Raw genomic sequence first — 23,751 nt, forward strand, 5'->3', positions numbered from 1 at the left:
TTTAACTATTTCAGGTGAAACAACTTTTTTACTTTGTTCCTCAGGAACATCCGGTAGGGCGCCAGACGCGACTGTTTTGCGGGCGGCTCCTTGGCCGGGTCGTAAAGCATGCCCGTGCAGAGGCACATGCGGCGGTTGTTGCGTTGCAGGATGTCGTAGTTGCAGCAGCCTTCGCAGCCGCGCCAGAACTCCTCGTCCTCGGTGAGTTCCGAGAAGGTCACGGGGACGTAGCCCATCCGCGAATTGAGCTTCATGACGGGCAGCGACGTGGTGATACTGAATAACTTGGCAAACGGGAATCGTCGTCGGGCAAGCTCGAACGTTCGTCGTTTGATCTGTTCCGCGAGTCCCATGTGCCGGTACTCCGGATCGACGATCAGTCCCGAGGTGGCGACGAAGTCGCCGTGACCCCAGCACTCGATGTAGCTGAACCCGACCAGTTTTTCACCGTCCAGCGCCACGACGGCCTTGCCACCGGTCATTTTTGCGGCGATGTACTCGGGCGAACGCTTGGCGATGCCCGTACCCCGCTGCAGGGCCGACTCATAGATCAGATCGCAAATACGCGGTGCGTAATGTGCGTGTGACGAGTCGGCGAATACGACGCTGATTGTGTTGTTATTCATTTATTGTTTATGTGGGTAAAAAGTTGTGAACGAATTAGTTGATGCGGTAGGCGCGCTGCACGCCCTTGATGCGCATGATCTGATGGATCAGCGTATCCACGACGGCCGCACCGGGCACCTCGACCGCGACGGTTCCCGCCAGACAGCCGTTGCCGGCCGGTGCGAAGTTCATCGAGCGGATGCCCAGTTTGAGGTCGCGGACGATGACCTCGGTGATGTGGTTGGCCATGCCCGTGGTGTCTGCCGCCACGATGCGGATCGTCACGCGGAAAGCCCCCTCGGCATTCTGCCGCCAGCGGGCGTCGATCACCCGGTAGGGATAGTTTTCGCGCATGCGCTTGGCGTTGGGACAGTCGCAGCGGTGGATCGTGATGCCCGCATTGATCGTCACGAAACCGAACACGTCGTCGCCCTTGATCGGGTTGCAGCACTTGGCCAGCTTATATTGTATTTTCGAAATGTCGTCGTCAATCACCAGTGCGTCCTGCGGTGCGGCGCTCTCCCGCGCGTTGTGCTGTGCGGCCTTCTGGCGCTCGATCTCGGCGGCCGCGGCGCGGCGCTCCTCCTCGGCCTCTCCCGAGAGGTGGCGGGCCAGTATCTCCTTGATCGACCCGAAGTCGAGCTTCTGGGTGGCGATCAGGGCGTAGACCTCCGTCCCGAGGCGCAGTTTGAAGTATTTGGCCAGATAGGCCACCGCCTCGTCGATCGTGATGGCGAATTTCCAGTTCTTGAGCTTGCGCTCCAGCTCCTCGCGCCCCATGCGCGTATGCTTGGCCTGCTCTTCGCGAAGGTAGGACTTGATCTTGTTGCGGGCCTTCGACGTGATGACGAACGTCAGCCAGTCCGACTTGGGCGTCTGGTTCTTCTGGGTGAGAATCTCCACGATGTCGCCGTTGCGGAGTGTTTCGCGGATCGACACCGCGCGGTTGTTGACCTTGCCGCCTACGCACGTCGAACCCAGCGAGGTGTGGATGTCGAACGCGAAATCGAGCAGCGTGGCTCCTTCGGGGAGTTTGCGCAGGTCGCCGTTGGGCGTGAAGACGAAAATCTCGCCCGAGGCGGGCTTGGCGTCGAAACGCTGCGCCAGCGAGTGGGTCGTGTCCTCCATCAGTTCGCGCAGGTGGCCCAGCCACATCTCGCTGGTCTGCGCCCCTTGGTTAACCCCCTTGTAGCGCCAGTGCGCCGCAATACCGCGCTCGGCCACGGCGTCCATGCGCTCGGTGCGTATCTGCACCTCGACCCAGCGGCCTTCGGCCGACACGGTGGTGTGCAGCGACTCGTAACCGTTCGACTTGGGGATCGAGATCCAGTCGCGCATGCGGTTGGGGTTGGGGGTGTAAAAATCCGTCACCACCGAATAGGCCGTCCAGCACAACTGTTTCTCGGCCTCCTTGTCGCAGTCGATGATGATGCGGATGGCGAAGATGTCGTAGACGCCCTCGAACGGGACGTGCTGTTTGTGCATCTTGGTCCAGATCGAGAAGATCGACTTGGTGCGGCTCTTGATGTGGTATTTGATGCCGAGGCGGTGCAGCCGCTGCTCGATGGGCACGAGGAACCGGGCGATGAACGCACGGCGCTCCTCGGCGCTCTCCTCGAGCTTCGTGACGATGTGTTCGTAATCCTTCGGTTCGAGGTATTTCAGGGCGATGTCCTCCAGCTCGCTCTTGATCGAGTAGAGACCCAGCTTGTGGGCGATCTGGGCGTAGAGGTTCATCGACTCCCAGCTCTTCTTGCGCCACTTTTCGCGCGGGAACATCTCCAGCGAGCGCATCACCTCGAGGCGGTCGGCCAGTTTGATGAGGATTACGCGCGGGTCCTCGGAGTAGCTGACGATCAGGTCGCGGAAATTGTCGGCCTGCTCCTTGGCCACCTTGAGCTTCAGTTCCGAGATGTTGGCCAGCCCGAGGGTGATGCCCACGACCTGATCGCCGAAGCGGCGGCGGATGTCGGCGCTCAGGGCGAGGAACTCCTCGGCCGGGAGCTGCTTGTGGGCCAGCCGCACGACGTCGTGGAGGATGGACGCCACGGCGGAGTTGCGGCCGAGGCCGACCTCCGAGATCACGATCGAAGCTACCGCGGCGGCGTGGTCCACCAGAGGCGAGCCGTCGTAACGCATGAGTCCGGCGAGCTTCGCGTCGGCATACTCCAATGCCTCGTCGACGAGGCGCTGTGTCTGCTCCGAGAAGTTCGCGCGCACGAGCGTGCGGAGTTTTTCATACCGTGAAAAGTCCATTTTTACCTAACCGAATAGCGTTAGCGGCAAAGATATGAAAAAAAATTATAAATTTGTAACGTTGAACCAATACCTTATGCAATGGCAAAGAAAAAGGAGGTATATGTCCCGACCGTGGGCGAGGAGATCGGCAATGCGGTCTCCCACGGCGTGATGTCGCTGCTGGCGCTCGTGGCCCTTCCCTTTGCTGCCGTGTGGGCCTATGCGCATGATCCCGACGGGGTCTTGGCGTCGGCTTCGGTCTCGGTTTTCGTGATTTCGATCTTCCTGATGTTCCTCGCGTCGACGCTCTATCACTCGATGAACCCGCAGTCGAAGCACAAGGAGGTGTTCCACATCCTCGACCACATTTTCATCTACGTCGCCATCGCGGGCAGCTACACGCCCGTCGCGCTGATGGTTATCGGCGGCTGGCAGGGGGTCTTCATCACCATTCTCCAGTGGGCGATGGTGATTTTCGGCATCTTCTACAAATCGCTGTCCCGCAAGTCGATACCGGCCATCAGCCTGACCATTTATCTGGTCATGGGCTGGACGATCGTCTTCTTCCTGCCGCTGTTCGTGCGCCGGGCTTCGGTGCCGCTGCTGGTAATGATCGCGCTGGGCGGCCTGCTTTACACCCTCGGGGCCTATTTCTATGCGAAAAAAGGGTTCCGCTATCACCACATGGTCTGGCATCTGCTGATTAACTTGGCGGTTGCGGCGCATTTCGTCGGGATCGTCTTTTACCTCTACTGACATGGCCGCTTTCGATCTGCACATCCATTCCGAATACAGCAGCGACGGGGAATTTTCCGTTGCCGACATTGTCGACAAGTGCCTCGGGGCGCAGTTGACGCTCTTTTCCCTGACGGACCACAATTCGGTGCGGGGCGTCGGCGAGGCCGCCCGGCTGGCCCGGGAGCGGGGCATCGGATTCGTCCCGGGCATCGAGATCGACTGCAACTACCGGGGTACGGACCTCCACCTGCTGGGGTATGGCATCGACTGGGAATCTGCGGATTTCGCGTGGCTCGAAGAGGAGGTCGCCGCCAAGGTCACGGCGTCGTTCGGGGGCATGGTCGACAACCTGCTGAAACTGGGATTTTCCGTCGATGCCGATGCCGTGCTGGCAGCCGCCGGCGGGGGACTGCCGACGGGCGAACTGATCGCCGAGGTGATGCTCTCCGACGCGAAATACCATACGCCCCCGCTGCGGCCCTATATGGAGGGCGGCACGCGGAGCGACATGCCTTACATCAACTTTTATCTCGATTATTTCGCCCAGGGACGCCCGGCGTTCGTCCCCGTCGAATACATGGACTACCGTGATGCCGTCGAACTGGTCCGCGACAACGGCGGCGTGCCCGTCGTGGCGCATCCGGGGCTCAATTTCCGGGGATGCGAGGAGGTCGCCGAACAGCTTCTGGACCGCGGGGCCGCGGGGCTGGAGGTTTTCAACAACTACCACACTCCCGAACAGGCCGTCTATTTTACCTCGCTGGCCCTGTCCAAAGGGGTGCTGATGACCTGCGGCAGCGATTTCCACGGCAAGACTAAGCCCCGTATTGCCGTCGGGCGCTTCCCGTCTGACAGCCGTTTCGACGGCCGCCTGTCAGACTTTGTAAACCACATAAATGTGATCGGCGGGCAGGGCGTATAGCCTGCGCTCCTCGTCGGTGAAGGCCGCGGCGTAGTCGATGTCCGCGGCCTCGAAGCCCGCTTCGCGCAGGCGGTCGGCATAATCGGCGCCGTAGATGCGCCGGTGGTCGTACTGCCCGAAGATGCGCGTGCGCTCGTCGGGGTCGGTGATCGAGTCGTCCTCGTAGGTCTGCTCGTAATCCGTATCCACCGGGGAGAGGACGATGCCCCAGCCGCCGGGCTTGAGGATGCGGTGCAGTTCGCGCATCGCCTTGCGGTCGTCGGCGACGTGCTCCATGATGTGGTTGCAGATCACCACGTCCACCGAATCGTCCGCCAGCGGAATCTGCTGCACGTCGAAATGGAGGTCCGCCAGCGGGCTTTCCAGATCGGCCGTGACGTACTGCCCGGGGTGCGAGCGGAAGTGTGGCTTGAGGTGACGCATGATACAGACCTCAGGGGCAATGTGCAACGTGCGGGGAAAGGCCGTCAGCAGGTCGGTCTCGCGCGTCAGGTAGAGCCACAGCAGACGGTGGCGCTCCAGCGACAGGCACTTGGGGCACAGCGCATTGGGCCGCGACTGCACATAGCCGTAGGGCATGAATTTCCGGTATTTCGCACCGCACACGGGGCATTCGGTCCCGCGGCCCTTGTAGAAGAGTCCCGCCACGGGTACGGCCCATCCGGCGATGCGTTGCAGCACGGGCCGCGGAATGTGGTTCAGGGAGAATTTAATAAGTCGTTTTATCATTTGTTCAACCGTTACTGATGATCGGATTGCCGTAATTCACGGCGTTCCGCCGTGTTTACAAGTCTGACCCCACCCCAAACCCCTCCCTCGGGAGGGGCTTGTCGCAACGCATCCGGATTTACTCCAGAATCTTCGTTACCTCTTCCTCGGCCTTGCGCAGACGCTCCTTGCACGAGGCGATCAGCTCCGTGGCGCGTTTCACCTCCGCCGCGAGGCTGTCCACGTCCATCTCTTCGCTGCGCAGCCGCGCCAGTATTTTTTCGATCTCGGCCATCGCCTCGGCGTAGGCCAGCTCTTTCTTTGCCATATTCTTCAGGATTTTACGGTTGCATTTATCTTGCCGTCGGAGACCTCTATTTCGATCCGCTCACCCGCCGCGACCGCCGCGGCCGAGGTCACGGCCTTGCCGCCGCTCCGCACCACGGCGAATCCCAGTCGGAGGATGCGCTCGGGAGAGCGTCCGGCGATCAGCTCCGCGGCGTTTTCCAGCCGCGTCGTCTGCCGTGTGAGGAAGTCGCGCGCCGCGTCGGGCAGCAGCTCCGTGAAATGTTCCAGCCGCAGCGACTGCCGCGTGAGGAGCTCGCCGCTCAAACGCCGCACCTCGCCCGAAAGACGTTCGAGCCGCACCTCCGAGGCGTGCATCGCCGCCGTCGTGGTGTCGTGCAGTTGCAGGGCGGCGTAGTCGAGCCACCCGTCGACCTCGGTCATCCGTTCGACGAGCCATCCGGCTACCGCCGTCGGGGTTTTGAGCGCCGTATGGGCCACCATGTCGGCGACGCTGGTGTCCTTGTCGTGGCCGATGCCCGTCACCACCGGCAGCGGGAACTGCGCCACATGGGCGCAGAGGCGGTAGGCGTTGAAGCAGTTGAGGTCGCTCCTCGATCCGCCGCCGCGGATCAGCACCACGGCGTCGAATTTTTCCAGATTGGTCGCAACGTTGCACAAGGCTTCGACGATAGATTCTTCGGCCGCCGCGCCCTGCATGAAGGCGTCGAACAGGGTCAGCTCGAAGCGGTAGGGGCTCTTGCCCAGCTCCTTGCAGAAGTCCTGATAGCCCGCGGCGTTGGCGCTCGACACGATGGCGATGCGCTGCACGACGGTCGGCATCGGCACCTCGCGGTTCATATCCCAGACCCCGTCCTGCTGCAACTGCGCGATGGTCTGCTGCCGCTGCCGCTCCATGTCACCCAGCGTGTACGAGGGGTCGATGTCGGTGATTTGCAGCGAGAAGCCGTAGAGTTCGTGGTAGGAGACCAGCACTTTGGCCAGTATCTTGATGCCCGCGGCGAGCCGCTGACCCGTTTCGGCCTCGAAATACCCCGAGATGCGCGGGTAGTGCGACCGCCATACGACGGCCCGGGCCTGCGCCGTCGGCACGCCGTTGTCGCCGCCCTTTTCGACCAGTTCGAGGTAGCAGTGGCCCGAGTAGTTGACTTTTATTTCGGAGATTTCAGCACTCACCCATACGGGCAGCGCGAACTGTCCTTCGAGCGCGGACTTCACGCGGCGCTGCAACTCACGCAGGGTAATATATTGTGATTCAGCCATCAGCCCAGCAGTATCCCGATCGTGAACAGCGCTCCGAACAGCAGGATGTTGCGGGCTGTTTCGCCCAGACAGACATTCAGTTCCTCGCCGTGGTCGATACGCACCATCTTGCGCCATGTGGCGGTGTGCGCCGCGAGGTAGACGAGCGGCAGCAGCGCGGCCCATGTGCGGCCCCCGGCCAGCAGCGTGAGGCAGAGTGCGACGGCGGCGGCCCCGAGGGCGAAATAACCCCAGCGGCCGACTCCGGCTCCGAGGCAGACGACGATCGTGCGTTTGTTGCAGCGGACATCCTCCTCGCGGTCGCGGAAATTGTTGACCATCAGCATCGTGTCGATCACCAGTCCGCAGGCCAGCGCCGCGACGACGACCTCCCAAGTCCATGCCCCGGTCTGGATGTAGTAGGTGAATCCTACGGGAATCAGTCCGAAAAAGAGGATGACCGCGATATCCCCCATACCGTGGTAGGCCAGCGGCCAAGGTCCTGCGGTGTAGAAATAGGCGAAGACGACGCAGGCGGCGCCCACGGCGACGAGTTCCCAGCCGCCGCAGCGGAGGACGCCGGCGTGGAGCGCCCAGACGAGGATCCCGATCCCGGCGGCGCAGGCCGCGAGGGTGAATGCGGCGATGCCCGCCTTCATGGCCGGAAGGGTGATGTATCCCTTGGCGAAAGCCCGGTCGGGTCCCAGCCGGTCGGGTTTGTCAGCCCCTTTCATAAAGTCCCAGAGGTCGTTCACCAGATTGGCCGTACACTGCATCAGCACGGCGAACAACAGGCACAGCAGGGCAGGCAGGCCGTGGAACGATCCGTCGGTCCACGCCAGTGCGGAGCCGACGAGGACGAGAATCACGGAGTTGCCGAGGCTGTAGGGCCTCACGGCGAGAATCCATGCGGAAAGGGAGTTGGTTTTCATTGCGGAGGATTTTCAAGGGATTTTGCAGACGGGATTTTGGGGCTTTCGAGGGGCGGGGAGGGTCAGCGGATGACGAGCTCCACGGGCCGCGGAATGCGTTTGCCCTCGGGGAGCTGGATGCTCAGCACACCCTCGGTTTCGATCGGCCGGCCGTTTTTCAGGGCCGGCTGCCAGCGCGGGGCGCCGGCCACGGCTTTCAGCACGCGCCGTTTGAGGCGGTTGTCGGTCGATTCGAGCTCCTGATGGACGACGGTGTCGCCCTCGGGGGTGATCTTGTAGCGCAGGACCACGCGGGCGGCGGGTTCGCTGGCGTCCCAGCGCACCTGACGGGCGATGTAATGGCCGAACGTGGAGTCGGCGGGGAAGGCGGCGGGCTGGTCGTAGCGCAGGGTGATGAGCATCACCCCGTGGGCGGCCCGCTGGCCGTAACGGGCGATGGTCTCCTCGTCGGCGGGGAGCATCTCGACGTGCTCGATGTCCTCGGGCGGGATAGAGCGGATCTCCTTCGTCTCCTTGCCGTTGACGATATACATCGGCATGGGTTTCGGCGTCGCGGCCCGGAGGGCTGCGGCGAAGCACAGGAGAAAGAGAAATAGAACGTAGTTTTTCATGGTTGAACGGTTCCCTGTTTTTTCGATGTAATACTACTGTCGGCCTCCGTTTTTTGCCGCCTGCGGCGTCATTTGCAAATCTGACCCCACCCCAGCCCTCCCTCGGGGAGGGAGATGGCATACCTTTCGGTCGGTCGACACGTTAGCTTACATGCCAAACGGTCGGAGGGGGCGGGATATTGCCCGCTAAAACCCGTCTATACGGATGGGCGGGGACCGGATGAGGGTCGTTGTGGCCCGCCGTCGCCCCTAAAACCCATCTTTAGATGGGCGTGGACCGGATGGAAAACGTCATGTCCTGCCGTCGCCCCTAAAACCCGTCTATCAGATGGACGAGGTCTGCGCATCCGTTGCGGCGGAAGCGGACGCCCTCCGCTTCGAGGAGTTCCCGCTGTCGGGTCCATCCGGGAGCCGTGCGGCCTGCGGCGTTGACGACCCGGTGGCAGGGAAGGCCCTCGGGGGCTGCGGCCATCGCCCGTCCCACGCGGCGTGCGTATCCGGGCATGCCGGCCAGCCGGGCCAGTTGTCCGTAAGTTGCGATCCGCCCCGCAGGTATCTGCGCGACGATGCTCCAAATCTCGGCGTCGAAATCGGCGGGAAGGCGCATTGTGGCGGCTAAAGCTCGCTCTCTTTCAGGCGTTCGGCGTTCTCGGCCACGATCAGGTGGTCGATGCAGTCCTGAATGTCGCCGTCCATGAAGGCCGCGAGGTTGTAGATCGTATAGTTGATGCGGTGGTCGGTGATGCGCCCCTGCGGGTAGTTGTAGGTGCGGATCTTGGCCGAGCGGTCGCCCGTCGAGACCATCGTCTTGCGTTTCGAGGCGATTTCGTCGAGGTATTTCGAGTATTCGAGGTTGAAGACGCGCGTGCGCAGCTCCTCGAACGCCTTGTCGAAGTTCTTCAACTGCGATTTCTGGTCCTGACACTGCACGACGATGCCCGTCGGGATGTGCGTCAGGCGGATGGCCGAATAGGTCGTGTTGACCGACTGGCCGCCGGGACCGCTCGCGCAGAAGATGTCCTTGCGGATGTCGTTCATCGAGATATCGACGTCGAACTCCTCGGCTTCGGGCAGCACGGCCACCGAAGCGGCCGAAGTGTGTACGCGGCCCTGCGTCTCGGTCTGCGGCACGCGCTGCACGCGATGCACGCCCGATTCGTATTTCAGCGTCCCGTAGACGTTCTGTCCCGTGACCTTCAGCACCACCTCCTTGAAGCCGCCCACGGCGCCCTCCGACGACGAGGTGATCTCGTAACGCCACCCCTTCGACTCGATATACTTGGTGTACATGCGCAGCAGGTCGCCGGCGAAGATCGCCGCCTCGTCGCCGCCCGTGCCGCCGCGGATCTCCATGATGGCGTTCTTCGAGTCCTGCGGGTCCTTGGGAATCAGCAGCAGCTTGATCTCCTCCTCCATCTGCGCCAGTTGGGGCTCCAGTTCGGCGATCATCTCGCGGGCCATTTCGCGCATCTCCTCGTCCTTGTCCGTGGCCAGCGTGTCCTTGGCTTCGGCGAGGTTGGCGACGGCCGTGCGGTAGCGCTCCGAAGTCTCGATGATCGGTTCCAGCTCCTTGTACTCCTTGGTAAGCTGGATGAACTGCTTGACGTCGGCAATGACTTCGGGGTCGGTGAGTTTCTGTCCCGTCTCCTCGTATTTGAGTTTCAAACCGTCGAGGCGGTTCAATATGGTATTGTCTGCCATAAATGTTTATTTTGAGTGCAAAGATACTAAAAAGGCGGAGGAGTTCAAAACCGAATCGCAGGAGATTCGGTAAAACTTTCTGACCCATAAAAGTGTCGTTACGACACCAATAATCGGCAAACGGCAATGCGCGTTCCGAAAAAACGAAAGAGGGGCATGCCTCAGGCACGCCCCTCCCGTCTTGTCCTATCGGTTGACCTCCCGCAGCCAGTCCAGCACGGCGGCCTTCCAGATTTCGTGGTAGGGAAAGGTCGTGAGGAATCCCCAGCCGTGCTCGCCCAGCGGGTAGATGTGCAGCGACGCTTTCACGCCGTGGGCCTTGAGCGCCTCGTAGTAGAGCGCGCTGTTGACCGGGGGCACGCCCGTGTCGTCGTCCGAGTGGAACAGCAGGGTCGGGGGCGTGGCTTCGGTCACACGGTTCTGGAGCGAGTAGTATTCCGACTGTTCGGCCGTGCGGTCCTCTCCCAGCAGGTTGTCGAACGAGAACTGGTGGCCTTTTCCGGGTTCGGCCGTGATGACCGGGTAGACGAGGATCGCAAAGGCGGGTTTGAAAGCCCCGAGGGTCGAGGCCGTGGCGGCCAGATGGCCTCCGGCCGAGAAGCCCATGATGCCCACCTTGTCGGCGGTGAATCCCGTAGTTCCGGCTTCGAGCCCCGCCATGATGCGCAGCGCCTGCTGGACATCCTCCAGCGGCACTTCGGGGTGCCCGTTGGGCATGCGGTATTTCAGCACCGCGGCCGTGACGCCGTTCTGCGACAGCCAGCGGGCCACATCGTGACCCTCGTGGCCGATGGCCAGCCCCAGATAGCTGCCTCCGGGGCAGATCACCACGGCCTGTCCGGTGGCGCGGGCCGTATCGGCGGGGTAGATGTAGAGCTCGGTCTCGGTCGTGCGGTCGGTCCGCGCGGGGTTGTCCTCCCCGGGGGCGAGGACGATGTGATTGCTGTGGGGCGCCGTGGCGTTGTCCCAGATTTTCAGCGTCGCGGCGGGTTCCTGCGCCGTTGCGGTGAATGCGAAGAGGACCGCGGCTGCGGCCGGAAGTATCTTTTTCATCGGGTGCGTGTTTTAGCGTTTGCGGAGCCAGTCCAGCACGGCGTCCTGCCAGACGGCCTTGTAACGGAACGATTTGCGGATGCCCCAGCCGTGGCCGCCGATGGGGTAGATGTGTATCGAGGCTTCGATGCCGTGCTCTTTCAGGGCCGTGTAATAGCAGGTGCTGTTGACCGGCGGCACCGTCTTGTCGTCGTCCGAGAGCAGCAGCAGCGCCGGGGGCGTGGCTGCGGTCACGCGGCTCTCCAGCGAATAGGCCGCGTCCTGCTCGGGGGTACGCTCCGCGCTCAGCAGGTTGATGAACGACCCCTGATGGCGCTTGCCCCGCACGGCCGAGATGACCGGGTAGAAGAGGATCGAGAAATCCGGACGGACGCTGCCGATCGTCGAGGCCATCGCCGCGAGATGGCCTCCGGCCGAGAATCCGGCGATGCCGACCTTGGGGCAGGTGAAGCCTTCGGCGCCCGGGGCGTCGCCGCGCATGATGCGCAGGGCCTGCTCGGCATCCTCCAGCGGCACCTCGGGGTGGTGGTTGGGCATGCGGTATTTCAGCACGGCGCCGGTGATGCCGTTCGCGGCGAGCCACTTGGCCACTTCGTAGCCTTCGTGGTCGATGGCCAGCCGTCCGTAACCGCCTCCGGGGCAGATCACCACGGCCTGACCGGTGGCGCAGGCCGTGTCGGCGGGAAAGATGTAGAGTTCGGCCTCCGACGTGTTGGCCAGCCGGTTGGGTTCGGGCTCCTGCTCGGGGGTGTCGATGCCGTTGCTGTGGGGCGCCGAAGCGTTGTCCCAGATGCGGATCGTCGCGGCCTGCCCGTAGTCTTTGGCGGAAGCGGATGCGCTCATAAGCAAAAATGCCAGAAAAAGTTGAACGGTTCGTTTCATATAGGATGTTTTTGTCGGATGCTGTTCTCCGAAGGATAAGCCTCTCCCGAGGACCGTTTAAGAAACGGTTTTTTAGAGGTGGAGGCGCGGAACCGGAACCGAGATCCGGTGACCGTGCACCGCCCCTAAACCCCGGCTCTTAAATTACGATGTTGATGATCTTGCCCGGCACGACGATGATCTTCTTCGGGGCCTTGCCTTCGAGCCATTTCTGCGCCTCGGGAGCCGTGACGACGTCGGCCTGAATCTCGGCGGGTGTCATCGAGGCGGCGTACTCCTTTTTGAAGCGGAGCTTGCCGTTGACCGACACGGGGTATTCGAAGGCGTCGAGCACGAGATGCTTCTCGTCGCAGACCGGGTACGCGGCCGTGCAGACCGATTCGGTGTGTCCGAGCGCGGCCCACAGCTCCTCGGCGATGTGCGGGGCGAAGGGGGCGAGCAGCACGGTCAGCGGTTCGAGCACTTCGCGCTTCGAACACTCGCCCAGCTCGTTGAGGCAGATCATGAAGGCCGCGACGGAGGTGTTGAACGAGAAGTTCTCGATATCCTCCGAGACTTTCTTGATGGTCTTGTGCAGCGTGCGGAGCTCTTTTTCGCTCGCCTTCTCGTCGGTGACGCACAGTTGTCCGTCGCGGTCGAAGAACAGCCGCCAGAAGCGGCGCAGGAACTTGTGCACGCCGTCGATGCCGTTCGTGTCCCAAGGCTTCGACTGCTCGAGCGGGCCGAGGAACATCTCGTACATGCGCAGCGTGTCGGCGCCGTAGTTGTCGACGATGTAGTCGGGGTTCACGACGTTGTAGAACGACTTGGACATCTTCTCGATGGCCCAGCCGCAGACGTATTTGCCGTCCTCGAGGATGAATTCGGCATCCTTGTATTCGGGCATCCACGCACGGAAGGCGTCGAGGTCGAGGATGTCGTTGCGGACGATGTTCACGTCGACGTAGAGCGCCTGCGTGTCGTACTGCTCCTTGAGGCCCAGCGACACGAACTTGTTGGTCCCGACGATGCGGTAGACGAAGTTCGAACGGCCTTGGATCATGCCTTGATTGACGAGCTTCCGGAAGGGCTCCTCCTCGCAGACGGCTCCCAGATCGTAGAGGAACATGTTCCAGAAACGCGAGTACATCAGGTGGCCCGTGGCGTGCTCGATGCCGCCGACGTAGAGGTCCACGTTGCGCCAGTACTCGTCGGCCTCCCTGCTCACGAGCGCCTCGTCGTTGTGCGGGTCCATGTAGCGGAGGTAGTAGGCCGACGAGCCGGCGAATCCGGGCATCGTCGAGTATTCGTAGGGGTAGCCCTCGGGCGTCGCCCATCCCTTGACGCGGGCCAGCGGCGGCTCGCCCTGCTCCGTGGGTCCGAAATTCTCGATGGGAGGCAGCTCCAGCGGCAGTTTGTCTTCCGGCAGCGGGTAGGCTACGTCGTCCTTGTAGTAGATCGGGAACGGCTCGCCCCAGTAGCGCTGGCGCGAGAAGATGGCGTCGCGCAGGCGGTAGTTGACGAGCTTCTTGCCCAGTCCGCGCTTCTCGACTTCGGCGAACATCACCTGAATCGCCTCCTTTACATCCATGCCGTCGAGGAAATTCGAGTTGATTACTTTTCCCGTTTTTGCATCGTACGACTCCTTCTCGATGTCGCCGCCCTCGACCACCGGGACGATGTCCAGTCCGAAGTGGCGGGCAAAGGCCCAGTCGCGCGAGTCGTGTGCCGGGACGGCCATGATGGCGCCCGTTCCGTAGCCCGCCAGCACATAGTCCGAGATGTAGATCGGAATGGCCTTTTTGGTGAAGGGGTTGATGGCGTAGGAGCCTGTCGCAACGCCGCTTACGCGCTTCGTGTCGGCGATGCGGTCGCGCTCCGAACGCTTCCGGGTCTGGCAGATGTAGTCCTCCACGGCGGCCTTGTTTTCGGGCGTCGTCAGGGAGCCGACCCACTCGTGCTCGGGGGCGATGACCATGAACGTCACGCCGAAGATCGTGTCGGGGCGGGTGGTGAAAATCTCGAGTTTCTTTGCCGAATTCTGAATGTCGAAGAAGACCTGAGCGCCCTCGGAACGGCCGATCCAGTTGCGCTGGATCTCCTTGAGCGAGTCGCTCCACTCGAGTTTGTCCAGCCCGTCGAGCATGCGCTGGGCATAGGCGGTCACGCGCAGGAGCCATTGTTTCATGCGCTTCTGCTCGACCGGATAGCCGCCGCGGACCGAAAGTCCGTCGTGTACTTCGTCGTTGGCCAGCACGGTTCCCAGCTTCGGGCACCAGTTGACCATCGTGTCGGCGCGGAACGCGAGGCGGTAGTTCTGGAGAATTTGCTCCTTTTCGGGTTCGCTCTTGGCGTTCCATTCGGCGGCCGTGAAGTGCATCTCGGTCGAACAGGCGACGTTCAGCCCCTCGGTGCCGCTCTTTTCGAACGCGGCGATGAGTTCCGCGATCGGGCGCGCCTGCCGTTTGTCGTAGCAGTAGTAGTGGGAGAACATCTCGAGGAACGCCCACTGGGTCCATTTGTAGTAGCCGGGGTCGCATGTGCGCACCTCGCGGTCCCAGTCGAACGAGAAGCCGATCTTGTCCAGTTGTTCGCGGTAGCGGGCGATGTTCTGCTCGGTGGTGACGGCCGGGTGCTGGCCCGTCTGGATGGCGTACTGCTCGGCGGGCAGGCCGAATGCGTCGTAGCCCATCGGGTGCAGGACGTTGAAGCCCTTCAGCCGCTTGTAGCGCGAGTAGATGTCCGAGGCGATGTAGCCCAGCGGATGCCCGACGTGCAGGCCCGCTCCCGACGGGTAGGGGAACATGTCCAGCACATAGAATTTGGGCCGCGCGGGGTCGGCCTCCACCTTGTAGGTCTTGTCCGCTCTCCAGCGGCTCTGCCATTTGGCCTCGATCTCCTTGAAATTGTACTCCATATCTTTGAACGTTTTGTATTTTAGCTTCTCGATACCGGCTCTTGGCCGGGTCTGCAAAAATAGCAAAAGTTTTCCGGATTCGTCATTTATCTTGTTTCCAATATGTCATAAAAAACGGAACACGCCCCGAAAGGCGCGTCCCGTCACGAACTGTGTGCGGAAACCGGTTATCTGTAAAGCGGCACGACGCTCATTGAATAGGCTTCGCCGTGGCCCGTGCCGTCGGTGAGCGTGTGGAGGATCTCCTCGCCGTGCCACACGACGGCCGTGCGCGACGTACCGAAGAGGGTTCCGGCGCTGAAAACGTCGTCGCCGTAAGCGGCTATGGCATAGGGCAGCGACCCTTGGGCCGGGCCGTCCGAGAGGTCGTAAAGCTCCCGGCCGTTCTTCCAGACGACGCCCTCGTTCTCGAAGCCGTCGACGGTGTAGCCTGCGGCGTAGAGCGCACTCCCCGAACGACAGACGGCGGTGGCCTCGGCCGAGGAGGAGCCGTCGGTCAGCGTGTAGAGCACGTCGGCGTCTTTCCAGACGACGGCCTGTGTGCCCACATAGCCCGCCGTGTAGAGCGTGCGGCCGTCGGCGCAGAGGGCGATGGCTCCGGCGTCGGTCTGTCCGTCGGTGAGCGTGAAATGCGCCTTGTCGTTCTTCCAGACCACGGCAAGCTGTTTTTCGAGGCCGCTCTGGAGGCTGCCCGCGGCATAGACATCGCTTCCCGAGACGGTCACGGCCCGGGCTTGCGATGTGGCGGGGCTCACCGAGTAGGCGTGCGTCTCCGCGCCGTCCTTCCAGATTTTGGCCGTCAGGGCGCCACCCGTATCCTCGCTGCCGGCGACGTAGATGCTGCCGCCGGCGGCCGAAACGGAGTAGAGGTAGGCGCTGCCCGAGGCCGGCGCAATGGTGTATTTCAGGGTGCCGTTCACCCAGATTCTCCCGACGATCGCGTCGCCCTGTTGTTCGTAGCCCGCCGTGTAGACCGTGCCGTTGTCGACCGAGACGGAGTAGGCCCAAGCATTGTTCGTGCCGTCGGTCAGGGCGTAGAGTTCGTTGCCGTTTTTCCAGACCGTCGCCACGGACTTGCCGGACGGGGTTTTATAGCCCGCCGTGTAGATGTCGTAGCCCGAAGGTTTCGGCCGCTTGCCGTTGTCGTCGTCGCTGCACGCTCCCGAGCAGAGGACCGCTGCGAGGAGCGGCAGGAAAAGGTTGTGTAAGAGTCGTTTCATGGTGTTTGCGGTACGGGGTTGTTCGGCGCCGGGGCATTCGGCGCTCCGGCGGCCCGTACCCCGTTTCGGGGGCAAAGTCCGTGCCGCGGCGGATGTTGTTTTCCGGTGATGTATGGCATTGAAGATAAACCGATTGATGAATTATATATAAGCTGAATATTATAACGTCTAAAAATCCATAAGTAAAAAGAATAGCAAACAGCGTAAATTCCTGTAAAATGGCGAAAAAAGATGCTCCTATATATTGTATTTCCGAAAAAATGCGTACCTTTGCAGTCCATTTTGGACAATGGAGATAGATTTTTTAACAATTAAAGGACAGTTTAAGCAATGCCAACTATTCAACAGTTAGTGAGAAACGGCCGTGTGAAGATGGAGGACAAGTCGAAGTCTCCCGCACTGGCCGCGTGTCCGCAGCGCCGGGGCGTATGTACGCGTGTGTACACCACCACCCCGAAGAAGCCGAACTCGGCTATGCGTAAGGTAGCACGTGTGAGATTGACCAACGGCAAGGAGGTCAACGCCTACATCCCCGGAGAAGGCCACAACTTGCAGGAGCACTCCATCGTGCTCGTCCGCGGCGGTCGTGTGAAGGACCTCCCCGGTGTACGTTACCACCTCGTGCGCGGTGCGCTCGACTCGGCAGGCGTCGACGGACGTCGTCAGCGTCGTTCGAAGTACGGTGCGAAACGCCCCAAGGCAGGTAAGTAGTCAAGAGAATTTTTTTAACAGATCATTTTTAAATAGCAATGAGAAAAGCTAAGCCAAAAAAGCGAATTCTACTTCCGGATCCGAAGTTCGGAGACGTGGCTGTGACCCGTTTCGTGAACAACCTTATGCTGGATGGTAAGAAGAGTATTGCCTACACGATTTTCTACGATGCGTTGGATATCGTCGGCAAGAAGATGAAGGATGCTGATAAATCTCCCTTGGAAGTCTGGAAACAGGCTCTGGAGAACATCACACCCCAAGTCGAAGTGAAATCGAAGCGTATCGGAGGTGCGACGTTCCAGGTTCCTATGGAGGTTCGTCCGGAGCGCAAGATTTCTATTTCCATGAAAAACCTTGTCCTCTATTCCCGCAAGCGCGCCGGCAAGACGATGGCAGACAAGCTCTCAGCAGAAATACTGGATGCCTTCAACCAGCAGGGTGCCGCCTTCAAACGTAAGGAGGAGATGCACCGCATGGCTGAGGCCAACAAGGCATTCGCACACTTCAGATTCTAAAAAGAGAGGATTGACAGATGGCAACCAGAGATTTAAAATATACTCGTAACATCGGCATCATGGCTCACATCGATGCCGGTAAGACCACCACATCCGAGCGAATCCTTTTCTACACGGGCAAGACCCACAAGATCGGTGAGACGCACGAAGGAGCAGCTACCATGGACTGGATGGTTCAGGAGCAGGAGCGCGGTATCACGATCACCTCGGCCGCTACGACCGCATTCTGGAACTACAAGGGCAACCAGTATCAGATCAACCTGATCGATACCCCGGGACACGTCGACTTCACGGTCGAGGTGGAGCGCTCGCTGCGTGTGCTGGACGGAGCCGTCGCTACGTTCTGCGCCGTGGGCGGCGTCGAGCCCCAGTCGGAGACGGTATGGCGTCAGGCCGACAAGTACAACGTTCCCCGTCTCGGTTACGTCAACAAGATGGACCGCACGGGCGCCGACTTCCTGTCGGTGTGCGCACAGATCAAGGAGCACTTCGGTGCTACGGCCCTTCCGGTCGTCCTGCCCATCGGTGCCGAGGACAAGTTCGAAGGTCTGGTAGACCTTATATATAATAATGCTATCTATTACTACGACGACAAGACCGTCCGCGACAACTTCGAGTTGAAGGAGATTCCCGAGTCGATGAAGGCCGAGGCCGCCGAATGGCGTGCCAAGCTCATCGAGGAGGTGGCTTCGACCGACGATGCGCTGATGGAGAAGTTCTTCGAGGATCCCGATTCGATCACTGCCGACGAGCTGCTCGCCGCGATCCGCAAGGCTACGATCTCGATGCAGATCGTCCCGATGCTCTGCGGTTCGTCGTTCCACAACAAGGGCGTGCAGAAACTGCTCGACTATGTGATGGCTTTCCTCCCCTCGCCGCTGGACCTGCCCGCAGTTACGGGTATCAACCCCAAGACCGAGCAGGAAGAGACCCGCAACGCCACGGAGAGCGATCCGTTCTGCGGTCTGGCGTTCAAGATCGCTACCGACCCGTTCGTGGGCCGTCTGGCTTTCGTGCGCGTCTACTCGGGCAAGCTCGATGCAGGTTCCTATGTGCTGGATACGCGCAGCGGCAAACGCGAGCGTATCAGCCGTCTCTACCAGATGCACGCCAAACAGCAGAATCCGATAGAGACCGTCGGCGCCGGTGACATCTGCGCAGCCGTCGGTTTCAAGGAGATCCGCACGGGCGACACGCTCTGCGCCGAGAACGCACCTATCGTTCTGGAGCAGATGACCTTCCCCGAGCCGGTGATCGGTCTGGCCGTAGAGCCCAAGACCCAGAAGGACCTCGACAAGCTCGGCATCGCTCTGGGCAAGTTGGCTGAGGAGGACCCCACCTTTACGGTTCACACCGACGAGGATTCGGGTCAGACGGTTATCAGCGGTATGGGTGAGCTTCACCTCGACATCATCGTCGACCGTCTGCGCCGCGAGTTCGGCGTGGAGATCAACCAAGGTGCTCCTCAGGTGAACTACAAGGAGTCGCTTACCAAGACGGTTCAGCACCGTGAGGTCTTCAAGAAGCAGACCGGCGGTCGCGGTAAGTTTGCCGACATCATCTTCGAAATCGGTCCCGCCGAGGAGGGCAAGATGGGCCTTACGTTCGTCGATCAGGTGAAGGGCGGTAACATTCCCAAGGAGTTCATTCCTTCGGTTCAGAAGGGCTTCGAGTCGGCTATGGCCAACGGTGCGCTGGCCGGCTATCCGATGGACTCGATGAAGATCACGCTGCTCGACGGTTCGTTCCACCCGGTGGACTCCGACCAGTTGTCGTTCGAAATCGCTGCCCGCAACGGTTACCGTGCGGCCGCTCCCAAGGCCGGTTCGGTGATTCTGGAGCCCGTGATGTCCGTGGAGGTCGTTACCCCCGAGGAGAACATGGGCGACATCATCGGCGACCTGAACAAGCGCCGCGGACAGATCACCGGCATGGAGTCGAAGGGCACCGCCCGCGTGGTGAAGGCCAAGGTTCCCCTGTCGGAGATGTTCGGCTATGTGACCGTGCTGCGTACGATCTCGTCGGGCCGCGCCACTTCGTCCATGGAGTTCTCGCACTTCGAGGAGGTTCCCGCCAACTTGGCCAAGGAGATCATCGAGAAAGCGAGTGGTAAACGTAAGGAAATAGAATAAGCAAACAATATGAACCAGAAGATTAGAATCAAGTTAAAGTCATTCGATCACAATCTCGTGGACAAATCGGCCGAGAAGATTGTGAAGACTGTGAAGAGCACGGGTGCCGTCGTGAGCGGCCCGGTGCCCCTTCCCACGCACAAGCAGATTTTTACGGTCAACCGCTCGACTTTCGTCAACAAGAAAGCCCGCGAGCAGTTCCAGCTCTGCACCTTCAAGCGTATCCTCGATATCTACTCGTCGACGCCCAAGACGATCGACGCGCTGATGAAGCTCGAGCTCCCCTCGGGCGTCGAGGTCGAGATCAAGGTGTGATAGCTTGAGCGACGTCCTGCCGGTCTCCGCAATGCCGTTTACGGCGTTTCGGACCGGAATCGGCAGGGCCTGAACGTTACATCACTTTATACTATTTTATAACAAACAATTGACAACAAATGTCAGGACTTATTGGAAAGAAAATCGGAATGACTTCCGTTTACAGTGCCGAGGGTAAGAACATACCATGCACTGTCATTGAGGCTGGTCCGTGCGTTGTTACGCAAATCAAAACCGTCGAGAAGGATACCTACGAGGCGGTTCAGATTGCCTATGACGAAAAAAGTGAAAAGCACGCCACCAGCAGTTTGTTAGGTCACTTCAAGAAAGCCGGCACGACTCCGAAACGCAAACTTGCGGAATTCAAGGACATGCCCGAAGTGGCACTCGGCGACACGCTGACCGTAGAGCTCTTCTCGGAAGAGGACTGGGTCGACGTGACCGGGATTTCGAAAGGAAAAGGCTTCCAGGGCGTCGTGAAACGTCACGGCTTCGGCGGCGTAGGCGGCCAGACCCACGGCCAGCACAACCGTGCGCGCAAGCCGGGTTCGCTGGGTGCGTCGTCCTATCCCTCGCGCGTCTTCAAGGGCAAACGTCTGCCCGGCCGGATGGGCGGTGAGCAGGTGAAGGTTTTGAACCTGCGTGTATTGAAAGTAATTCCCGAAAACAACCTGATCCTCGTGAAGGGGTCGATTCCGGGAGCTAAAGGTGCTTATTTAACGATTGAAAAGTAGTATGGAATTAGCTGTTTTAAACACACAAGGAAAAGAAACGGGTCGTAAGGTAGTCCTTTCGGATGCCGTTTTCGGAGTAGAGGCTAATGACCACGCTATCTACCTCGACGTGAAGCAGTACCTCGCCGACCAGCGTCAGGGTACGCACAAGTCGAAGCAGCGCAACGAAGTTGCCGGCTCGACCCGCAAGCTCAAGCGTCAGAAAGGCACCGGCGGTGCACGTGCGGGCAGCATCAAGTCGCCCCTGTTCCCGGGCGGCGGCCGTATCTTCGGTCCCCAGCCCCGCGATTACAGCTTCAAGCTCAACAAGAAGCTCAAGCAACTGGCTCGCCGCAGCGCGCTGACTTACAAGGCTCAGGCAGGCGTCATCAGCATCGTCGAGGCCATCTCGATGGAGGCTCCCAAGACCAAGTCGGTAGCGGCTCTGGCCGAGGCGCTGAAGGTCGATGACAAGAAGGTTCTGCTCGTTCTTCCGGAATCGAACGTGAACCTGCAGTTGTCGTGCCGCAACCTCACCTATGTGAAGCCCGTGCTGGCTCAGAACGTCTGCACATACGACGTGATGAACGCATCGGCCATCGTATTGGTAGAGGGCGCCGAGAATGTATTGAATACGATGTTAGCTTAAAAACGCAAGTTACAATGAACATTATTATTAAGCCGGTTTTGACCGAGAAAATGACGATTCAGGGCGATAAGTTGAATCGCTACGGTTTTATCGTTGACGTAAAGGCTAACAAGCTGCAGATTCGCAATGCCGTAGAGCAGATGTACAACGTCGTCGTTACGGACGTGAACACCGTGAACTACATGGGCAAACTCAAGAGCCGCTATACCAAGGCTGGTCTTCTGGAGGGTCGCGCCAATAACTTCAAGAAGGCTATCGTCACCTTGAAGGATGGAGACAAGATCGATTTTTACAGTAATATCTAACGAAGATGGCAGTAAGAAAATTTAAACCTGTTACCGCAGGTACGAGACATAAGATTGTCGGCACGTTCGACGAGATAACGACGAACAAGCCGGAGAAGTCGCTGCTGAGCCCCAAAAAGAGCTCGGGCGGACGTAACAGCGCCGGTAAGATGACGGTTCGCTATATCGGCGGCGGTCACAAGCAGATGTATCGTAATGTCGACTTCAAACGTGCGAAGGACGGCATGGCTGCAACGGTAAAATCGATCGAGTACGACCCCAATCGTACCGCACGCATTGCACTTCTGGTTTACGCCGACGGTGAGAAGAGCTACATCATCGCACCTAACGGACTCCAAGTCGGTCAGACCGTAATGAGCGGCGCAGGCGTTGCTCCTGAGGTCGGAAACACGCTCTTCCTGAGCGAGATCCCTCTGGGTACGGTCGTGCACAACATTGAACTCTACCCCGGTCAGGGTGCCGCCATGGCACGCTCGGCCGGTTCCTACGCCCAGTTGCTGGCTCGTGAGGGCAAATTCGCCATCATCAAGCTGCCTTCGGGCGAGACTCGTATGGTACTCGTAACTTGCCGTGCTACGGTGGGTGTCGTGTCGAACGTCGACCACAGCCTCGAGCAGTCGGGCAAGGCAGGACGCGAGCGTTGGCTCGGCCGTCGTCCCCGCACCCGTGGTGTCGTCATGAACCCGGTGGATCACCCGATGGGTGGTGGCGAAGGACGTGCGTCGGGTGGTCACCCGCGTTCGCGCAAGGGTCTGCTTGCCAAGGGTTATAAGACTCGTAACCCGAAGAAGACGACCTCGAAGTTTATTATTTCCAAGAAGAAAAAATAATTAAATAAGAGTACATAATGAGCCGTTCATTAAAAAAAGGACCGTTTATCGACCCCAAGCTCGAGGCGAAAGTCGTCGCTCAGGCCGAAGGGAATAAAAAGTCGGTAATCAAGACATGGTCACGCGCAAGTATGATCTCGCCTGACTTCGTAGGTCAGACGGTAGCTGTCCACAACGGAAACAAATTCATTCCGGTGTATGTAACAGAGAACATGGTAGGTCACAAACTCGGTGAGTTTGCCCCCACCCGCAACTTCCGTGGTCATGCAGGTAACAAGAAAAAATAGGTAGAAAATGGGTGCAAGAAAAGCAAATATGGCCGAGAAAATAAAGGCCGAAAAGAAGCAGAAGGCAATCGCCATTATGCGTGACTGCCCGACCTCTCCCCGTAAGATGCGCCTGGTGGCCGACATCATCCGCGGCGTGGAGATCAACAAGGCTCTGGGCATCCTTCGTTACTCGAAGAAGGAGGCGTCGATCCGTATGGAGAAGCTCCTCAAGTCGGCGATCGCCAACTGGGAGGCCAAGAACGAGTCGGAGCGTCTGGAGGACACGAAGCTCTGCGTGAAAGAGGTATTCGTCGACTGCGGTCGCATGCTGAAGCGTATTCAGGCTGCGCCCCAAGGTCGCGCACACCGTATCCGCAAGCGTTCGAACCATGTGACGATCGTAGTTGACAAAATGGTAACCGTAGAAAACAAGTAATCAGATGGGACAGAAAGTTAATCCGATAGCAAATCGTCTTGGCATCATCCGCGGTTGGGATTCCAACTGGTTCGGAGGCAAGGATTTCTCCGACAAACTCGTCGAGGACGCCAAGATCCGCAAGTATCTGAATGTCCGTCTGGCCAAGGCGAGCATCTCGAAGATCATCATCGAGCGCACGCTGAAACTCGTGACGGTTACGATTTCGACCGCCCGTCCGGGTATCATCATCGGCAAGGGCGGACAGGAGGTCGACAAACTGAAGGAGGAGCTGAAGAAGCTCACCGGCAAGGAGATCCAGATCAACATCTTCGAGGTGAAGCGCCCCGAGGTGGACGCCGTGATCGTCGGTCAGAACATCGCCCGCCAGTTGGAGGGCCGTGTATCGTTCCGCCGCGCCGTGAAGATGGCCGTGGCTTCGACCATGCGCATGGGTGCCGAGGGTATCAAGATTCAGGTTGCCGGCCGTGTAGGCGGCGCCGAGATGGCCCGTACCGAGACGATCAAGGAAGGACGCATTCCGCTGCACACGTTCCGCGCAGATATCGACTACTGCCTGACGGAGGCGCTCACCAAGGTGGGTATTCTGGGCGTGAAGGTCTGGATCTGCCAAGGCATCGTCTACGGACAGCGCGACCTGTTCGAGATCGCAGGCGCTTCGGCGCAGGCTCCCTCGGGCGACCGCGGTGAACGCGGAGACCGTCGTGGCGGACGCGGAGATCGTGGCGACCGTCGCGGTGGCGATCGTCGTGGCGGGGACCGTCGCGGTGGACGCGGAGACCGTCGCAACAACAATCAGTAGTAAGTAGGACCTTTTTAAA

26 protein-coding genes are annotated in these 23,751 nt (G+C 60.1%); 13 read left to right on the forward strand and 13 right to left on the reverse strand.

Translation table 11 applies throughout. From position 1 onward, the window contains the following. Nucleotides 1–5: 5 nt before the first annotated feature. Nucleotides 6–626, reverse strand: a complete 621-nt coding sequence (locus BN5935_RS05930) for a GNAT family N-acetyltransferase (RefSeq protein ID WP_064975312.1) — start codon at nucleotides 624–626, stop codon at nucleotides 6–8. Nucleotides 627–660: 34 nt separating this feature from the next. Continuing rightward, the gene (locus BN5935_RS05935) at nucleotides 661–2,862 is read right to left on the reverse strand and encodes a RelA/SpoT family protein (protein ID WP_064975313.1); all 2,202 of its coding nucleotides are present in this window, start codon (nucleotides 2,860–2,862) and stop codon (nucleotides 661–663) included. 81 nt (nucleotides 2,863–2,943) lie between these two features. Between BN5935_RS05935 and trhA the strand changes: the two genes are divergently transcribed. Both trhA and BN5935_RS05945 read left to right on the forward strand, forming a co-directional pair. Then, nucleotides 2,944–3,600, forward strand: a complete 657-nt coding sequence (trhA, locus tag BN5935_RS05940; protein ID WP_064975314.1) for a PAQR family membrane homeostasis protein TrhA — start codon at nucleotides 2,944–2,946, stop codon at nucleotides 3,598–3,600. 1 nt (nucleotide 3,601) lies between these two features. Further along, nucleotides 3,602–4,504 carry a PHP domain-containing protein gene (locus BN5935_RS05945; protein WP_064975315.1) on the forward strand — a complete coding sequence of 301 codons (903 nt, stop codon included), beginning with the start codon at nucleotides 3,602–3,604 and terminating at the stop codon, nucleotides 4,502–4,504. Here the strand turns inward: BN5935_RS05945 and BN5935_RS05950 are convergent. The 11 genes from BN5935_RS05950 to BN5935_RS06000 all read right to left on the reverse strand — a co-directional run bounded on the left by BN5935_RS05950 (nucleotide 4,457) and on the right by BN5935_RS06000 (nucleotide 16,055). Then, a complete protein-coding gene (locus tag BN5935_RS05950) occupies nucleotides 4,457–5,230 on the reverse strand; it encodes a class I SAM-dependent methyltransferase (protein ID WP_064976856.1) in 774 nt (257 codons plus the stop codon). The genes BN5935_RS05945 and BN5935_RS05950 overlap by 48 nt on opposite strands. A 121-nt stretch (nucleotides 5,231–5,351) precedes the next feature. After that, nucleotides 5,352–5,540 (reverse strand): exodeoxyribonuclease VII small subunit, encoded by a 189-nt coding sequence (xseB, locus tag BN5935_RS05955; RefSeq protein ID WP_064975316.1) that lies wholly within the window; start codon nucleotides 5,538–5,540, stop codon nucleotides 5,352–5,354. Nucleotides 5,541–5,545: 5 nt separating this feature from the next. Then, nucleotides 5,546–6,781, reverse strand: coding sequence for an exodeoxyribonuclease VII large subunit (xseA, locus tag BN5935_RS05960; protein ID WP_064975317.1), 1,236 nt, complete (start codon nucleotides 6,779–6,781; stop codon nucleotides 5,546–5,548). Then, complete coding sequence (menA, locus tag BN5935_RS05965) at nucleotides 6,781–7,692, reverse strand: 1,4-dihydroxy-2-naphthoate octaprenyltransferase (protein WP_064975318.1); 912 nt, start codon at nucleotides 7,690–7,692, stop codon at nucleotides 6,781–6,783. Before menA ends, xseA begins: the two co-directional genes overlap by 1 nt. A gap of 62 nt (nucleotides 7,693–7,754) precedes the next feature. Next, nucleotides 7,755–8,303, reverse strand: coding sequence for an energy transducer TonB (locus BN5935_RS05970; RefSeq protein ID WP_064975319.1), 549 nt, complete (start codon nucleotides 8,301–8,303; stop codon nucleotides 7,755–7,757). A gap of 310 nt (nucleotides 8,304–8,613) precedes the next feature. After that, nucleotides 8,614–8,910, reverse strand: coding sequence for an MGMT family protein (locus BN5935_RS05975; RefSeq protein ID WP_064975320.1), 297 nt, complete (start codon nucleotides 8,908–8,910; stop codon nucleotides 8,614–8,616). 8 nt (nucleotides 8,911–8,918) lie between these two features. Continuing rightward, nucleotides 8,919–10,004 carry a peptide chain release factor 1 gene (gene prfA, locus BN5935_RS05980; protein ID WP_064975321.1) on the reverse strand — a complete coding sequence of 362 codons (1,086 nt, stop codon included), beginning with the start codon at nucleotides 10,002–10,004 and terminating at the stop codon, nucleotides 8,919–8,921. Nucleotides 10,005–10,190: 186 nt separating this feature from the next. After that, nucleotides 10,191–11,057 (reverse strand): alpha/beta hydrolase, encoded by an 867-nt coding sequence (locus BN5935_RS05985; RefSeq protein ID WP_064975322.1) that lies wholly within the window; start codon nucleotides 11,055–11,057, stop codon nucleotides 10,191–10,193. A 12-nt stretch (nucleotides 11,058–11,069) separates the two neighbouring features. Further along, nucleotides 11,070–11,939 (reverse strand): alpha/beta hydrolase, encoded by an 870-nt coding sequence (locus BN5935_RS05990; RefSeq protein WP_394330946.1) that lies wholly within the window; start codon nucleotides 11,937–11,939, stop codon nucleotides 11,070–11,072. 139 nt (nucleotides 11,940–12,078) lie between these two features. Continuing rightward, nucleotides 12,079–14,835, reverse strand: coding sequence for a leucine--tRNA ligase (leuS, locus tag BN5935_RS05995; protein ID WP_064975324.1), 2,757 nt, complete (start codon nucleotides 14,833–14,835; stop codon nucleotides 12,079–12,081). A 167-nt stretch (nucleotides 14,836–15,002) separates the two neighbouring features. Beyond that, nucleotides 15,003–16,055, reverse strand: a complete 1,053-nt coding sequence (locus tag BN5935_RS06000) for a WD40 repeat domain-containing protein (RefSeq protein WP_064976857.1) — start codon at nucleotides 16,053–16,055, stop codon at nucleotides 15,003–15,005. Nucleotides 16,056–16,385: 330 nt separating this feature from the next. Between BN5935_RS06000 and rpsL the strand changes: the two genes are divergently transcribed. The 11 genes from rpsL to rpsC all read left to right on the forward strand — a co-directional run bounded on the left by rpsL (nucleotide 16,386) and on the right by rpsC (nucleotide 23,732). Continuing rightward, the gene (rpsL, locus tag BN5935_RS06005) at nucleotides 16,386–16,766 is read left to right on the forward strand and encodes a 30S ribosomal protein S12 (protein WP_022061192.1); all 381 of its coding nucleotides are present in this window, start codon (nucleotides 16,386–16,388) and stop codon (nucleotides 16,764–16,766) included. 38 nt (nucleotides 16,767–16,804) lie between these two features. Beyond that, on the forward strand, nucleotides 16,805–17,281 hold the full coding sequence (gene rpsG, locus BN5935_RS06010) for a 30S ribosomal protein S7 (protein ID WP_010262357.1): 477 nt from the start codon (nucleotides 16,805–16,807) through the stop codon (nucleotides 17,279–17,281). A gap of 17 nt (nucleotides 17,282–17,298) precedes the next feature. Then, nucleotides 17,299–19,413 carry an elongation factor G gene (fusA, locus tag BN5935_RS06015; protein ID WP_064975325.1) on the forward strand — a complete coding sequence of 705 codons (2,115 nt, stop codon included), beginning with the start codon at nucleotides 17,299–17,301 and terminating at the stop codon, nucleotides 19,411–19,413. A 9-nt stretch (nucleotides 19,414–19,422) separates the two neighbouring features. Then, nucleotides 19,423–19,728, forward strand: coding sequence for a 30S ribosomal protein S10 (gene rpsJ, locus BN5935_RS06020; protein WP_004329464.1), 306 nt, complete (start codon nucleotides 19,423–19,425; stop codon nucleotides 19,726–19,728). A gap of 119 nt (nucleotides 19,729–19,847) precedes the next feature. Then, a complete protein-coding gene (rplC, locus tag BN5935_RS06025; protein WP_064975326.1) occupies nucleotides 19,848–20,462 on the forward strand; it encodes a 50S ribosomal protein L3 in 615 nt (204 codons plus the stop codon). A gap of 1 nt (nucleotide 20,463) precedes the next feature. Then, complete coding sequence (rplD, locus tag BN5935_RS06030) at nucleotides 20,464–21,090, forward strand: 50S ribosomal protein L4 (protein WP_064975327.1); 627 nt, start codon at nucleotides 20,464–20,466, stop codon at nucleotides 21,088–21,090. A gap of 14 nt (nucleotides 21,091–21,104) precedes the next feature. After that, entirely contained in the window at nucleotides 21,105–21,395 is a 291-nt protein-coding gene (rplW, locus tag BN5935_RS06035; protein WP_010262383.1) for a 50S ribosomal protein L23, read from the forward strand. A 5-nt stretch (nucleotides 21,396–21,400) separates the two neighbouring features. Next, nucleotides 21,401–22,225, forward strand: coding sequence for a 50S ribosomal protein L2 (rplB, locus tag BN5935_RS06040; protein ID WP_010262385.1), 825 nt, complete (start codon nucleotides 21,401–21,403; stop codon nucleotides 22,223–22,225). Nucleotides 22,226–22,242: 17 nt separating this feature from the next. Next, nucleotides 22,243–22,512 (forward strand): 30S ribosomal protein S19, encoded by a 270-nt coding sequence (gene rpsS, locus BN5935_RS06045; protein ID WP_064975328.1) that lies wholly within the window; start codon nucleotides 22,243–22,245, stop codon nucleotides 22,510–22,512. A gap of 7 nt (nucleotides 22,513–22,519) precedes the next feature. Further along, nucleotides 22,520–22,930, forward strand: coding sequence for a 50S ribosomal protein L22 (gene rplV / locus BN5935_RS06050; protein WP_064975329.1), 411 nt, complete (start codon nucleotides 22,520–22,522; stop codon nucleotides 22,928–22,930). A 4-nt stretch (nucleotides 22,931–22,934) separates the two neighbouring features. Then, the gene (rpsC, locus tag BN5935_RS06055; RefSeq protein WP_064975330.1) at nucleotides 22,935–23,732 is read left to right on the forward strand and encodes a 30S ribosomal protein S3; all 798 of its coding nucleotides are present in this window, start codon (nucleotides 22,935–22,937) and stop codon (nucleotides 23,730–23,732) included. The last annotated feature ends 19 nt before the right edge of the window (nucleotides 23,733–23,751 follow it).

It is taken from the genome of Alistipes provencensis (genome assembly GCF_900083545.1).
Lineage (GTDB): Bacteria > Bacteroidota > Bacteroidia > Bacteroidales > Rikenellaceae > Alistipes > Alistipes provencensis.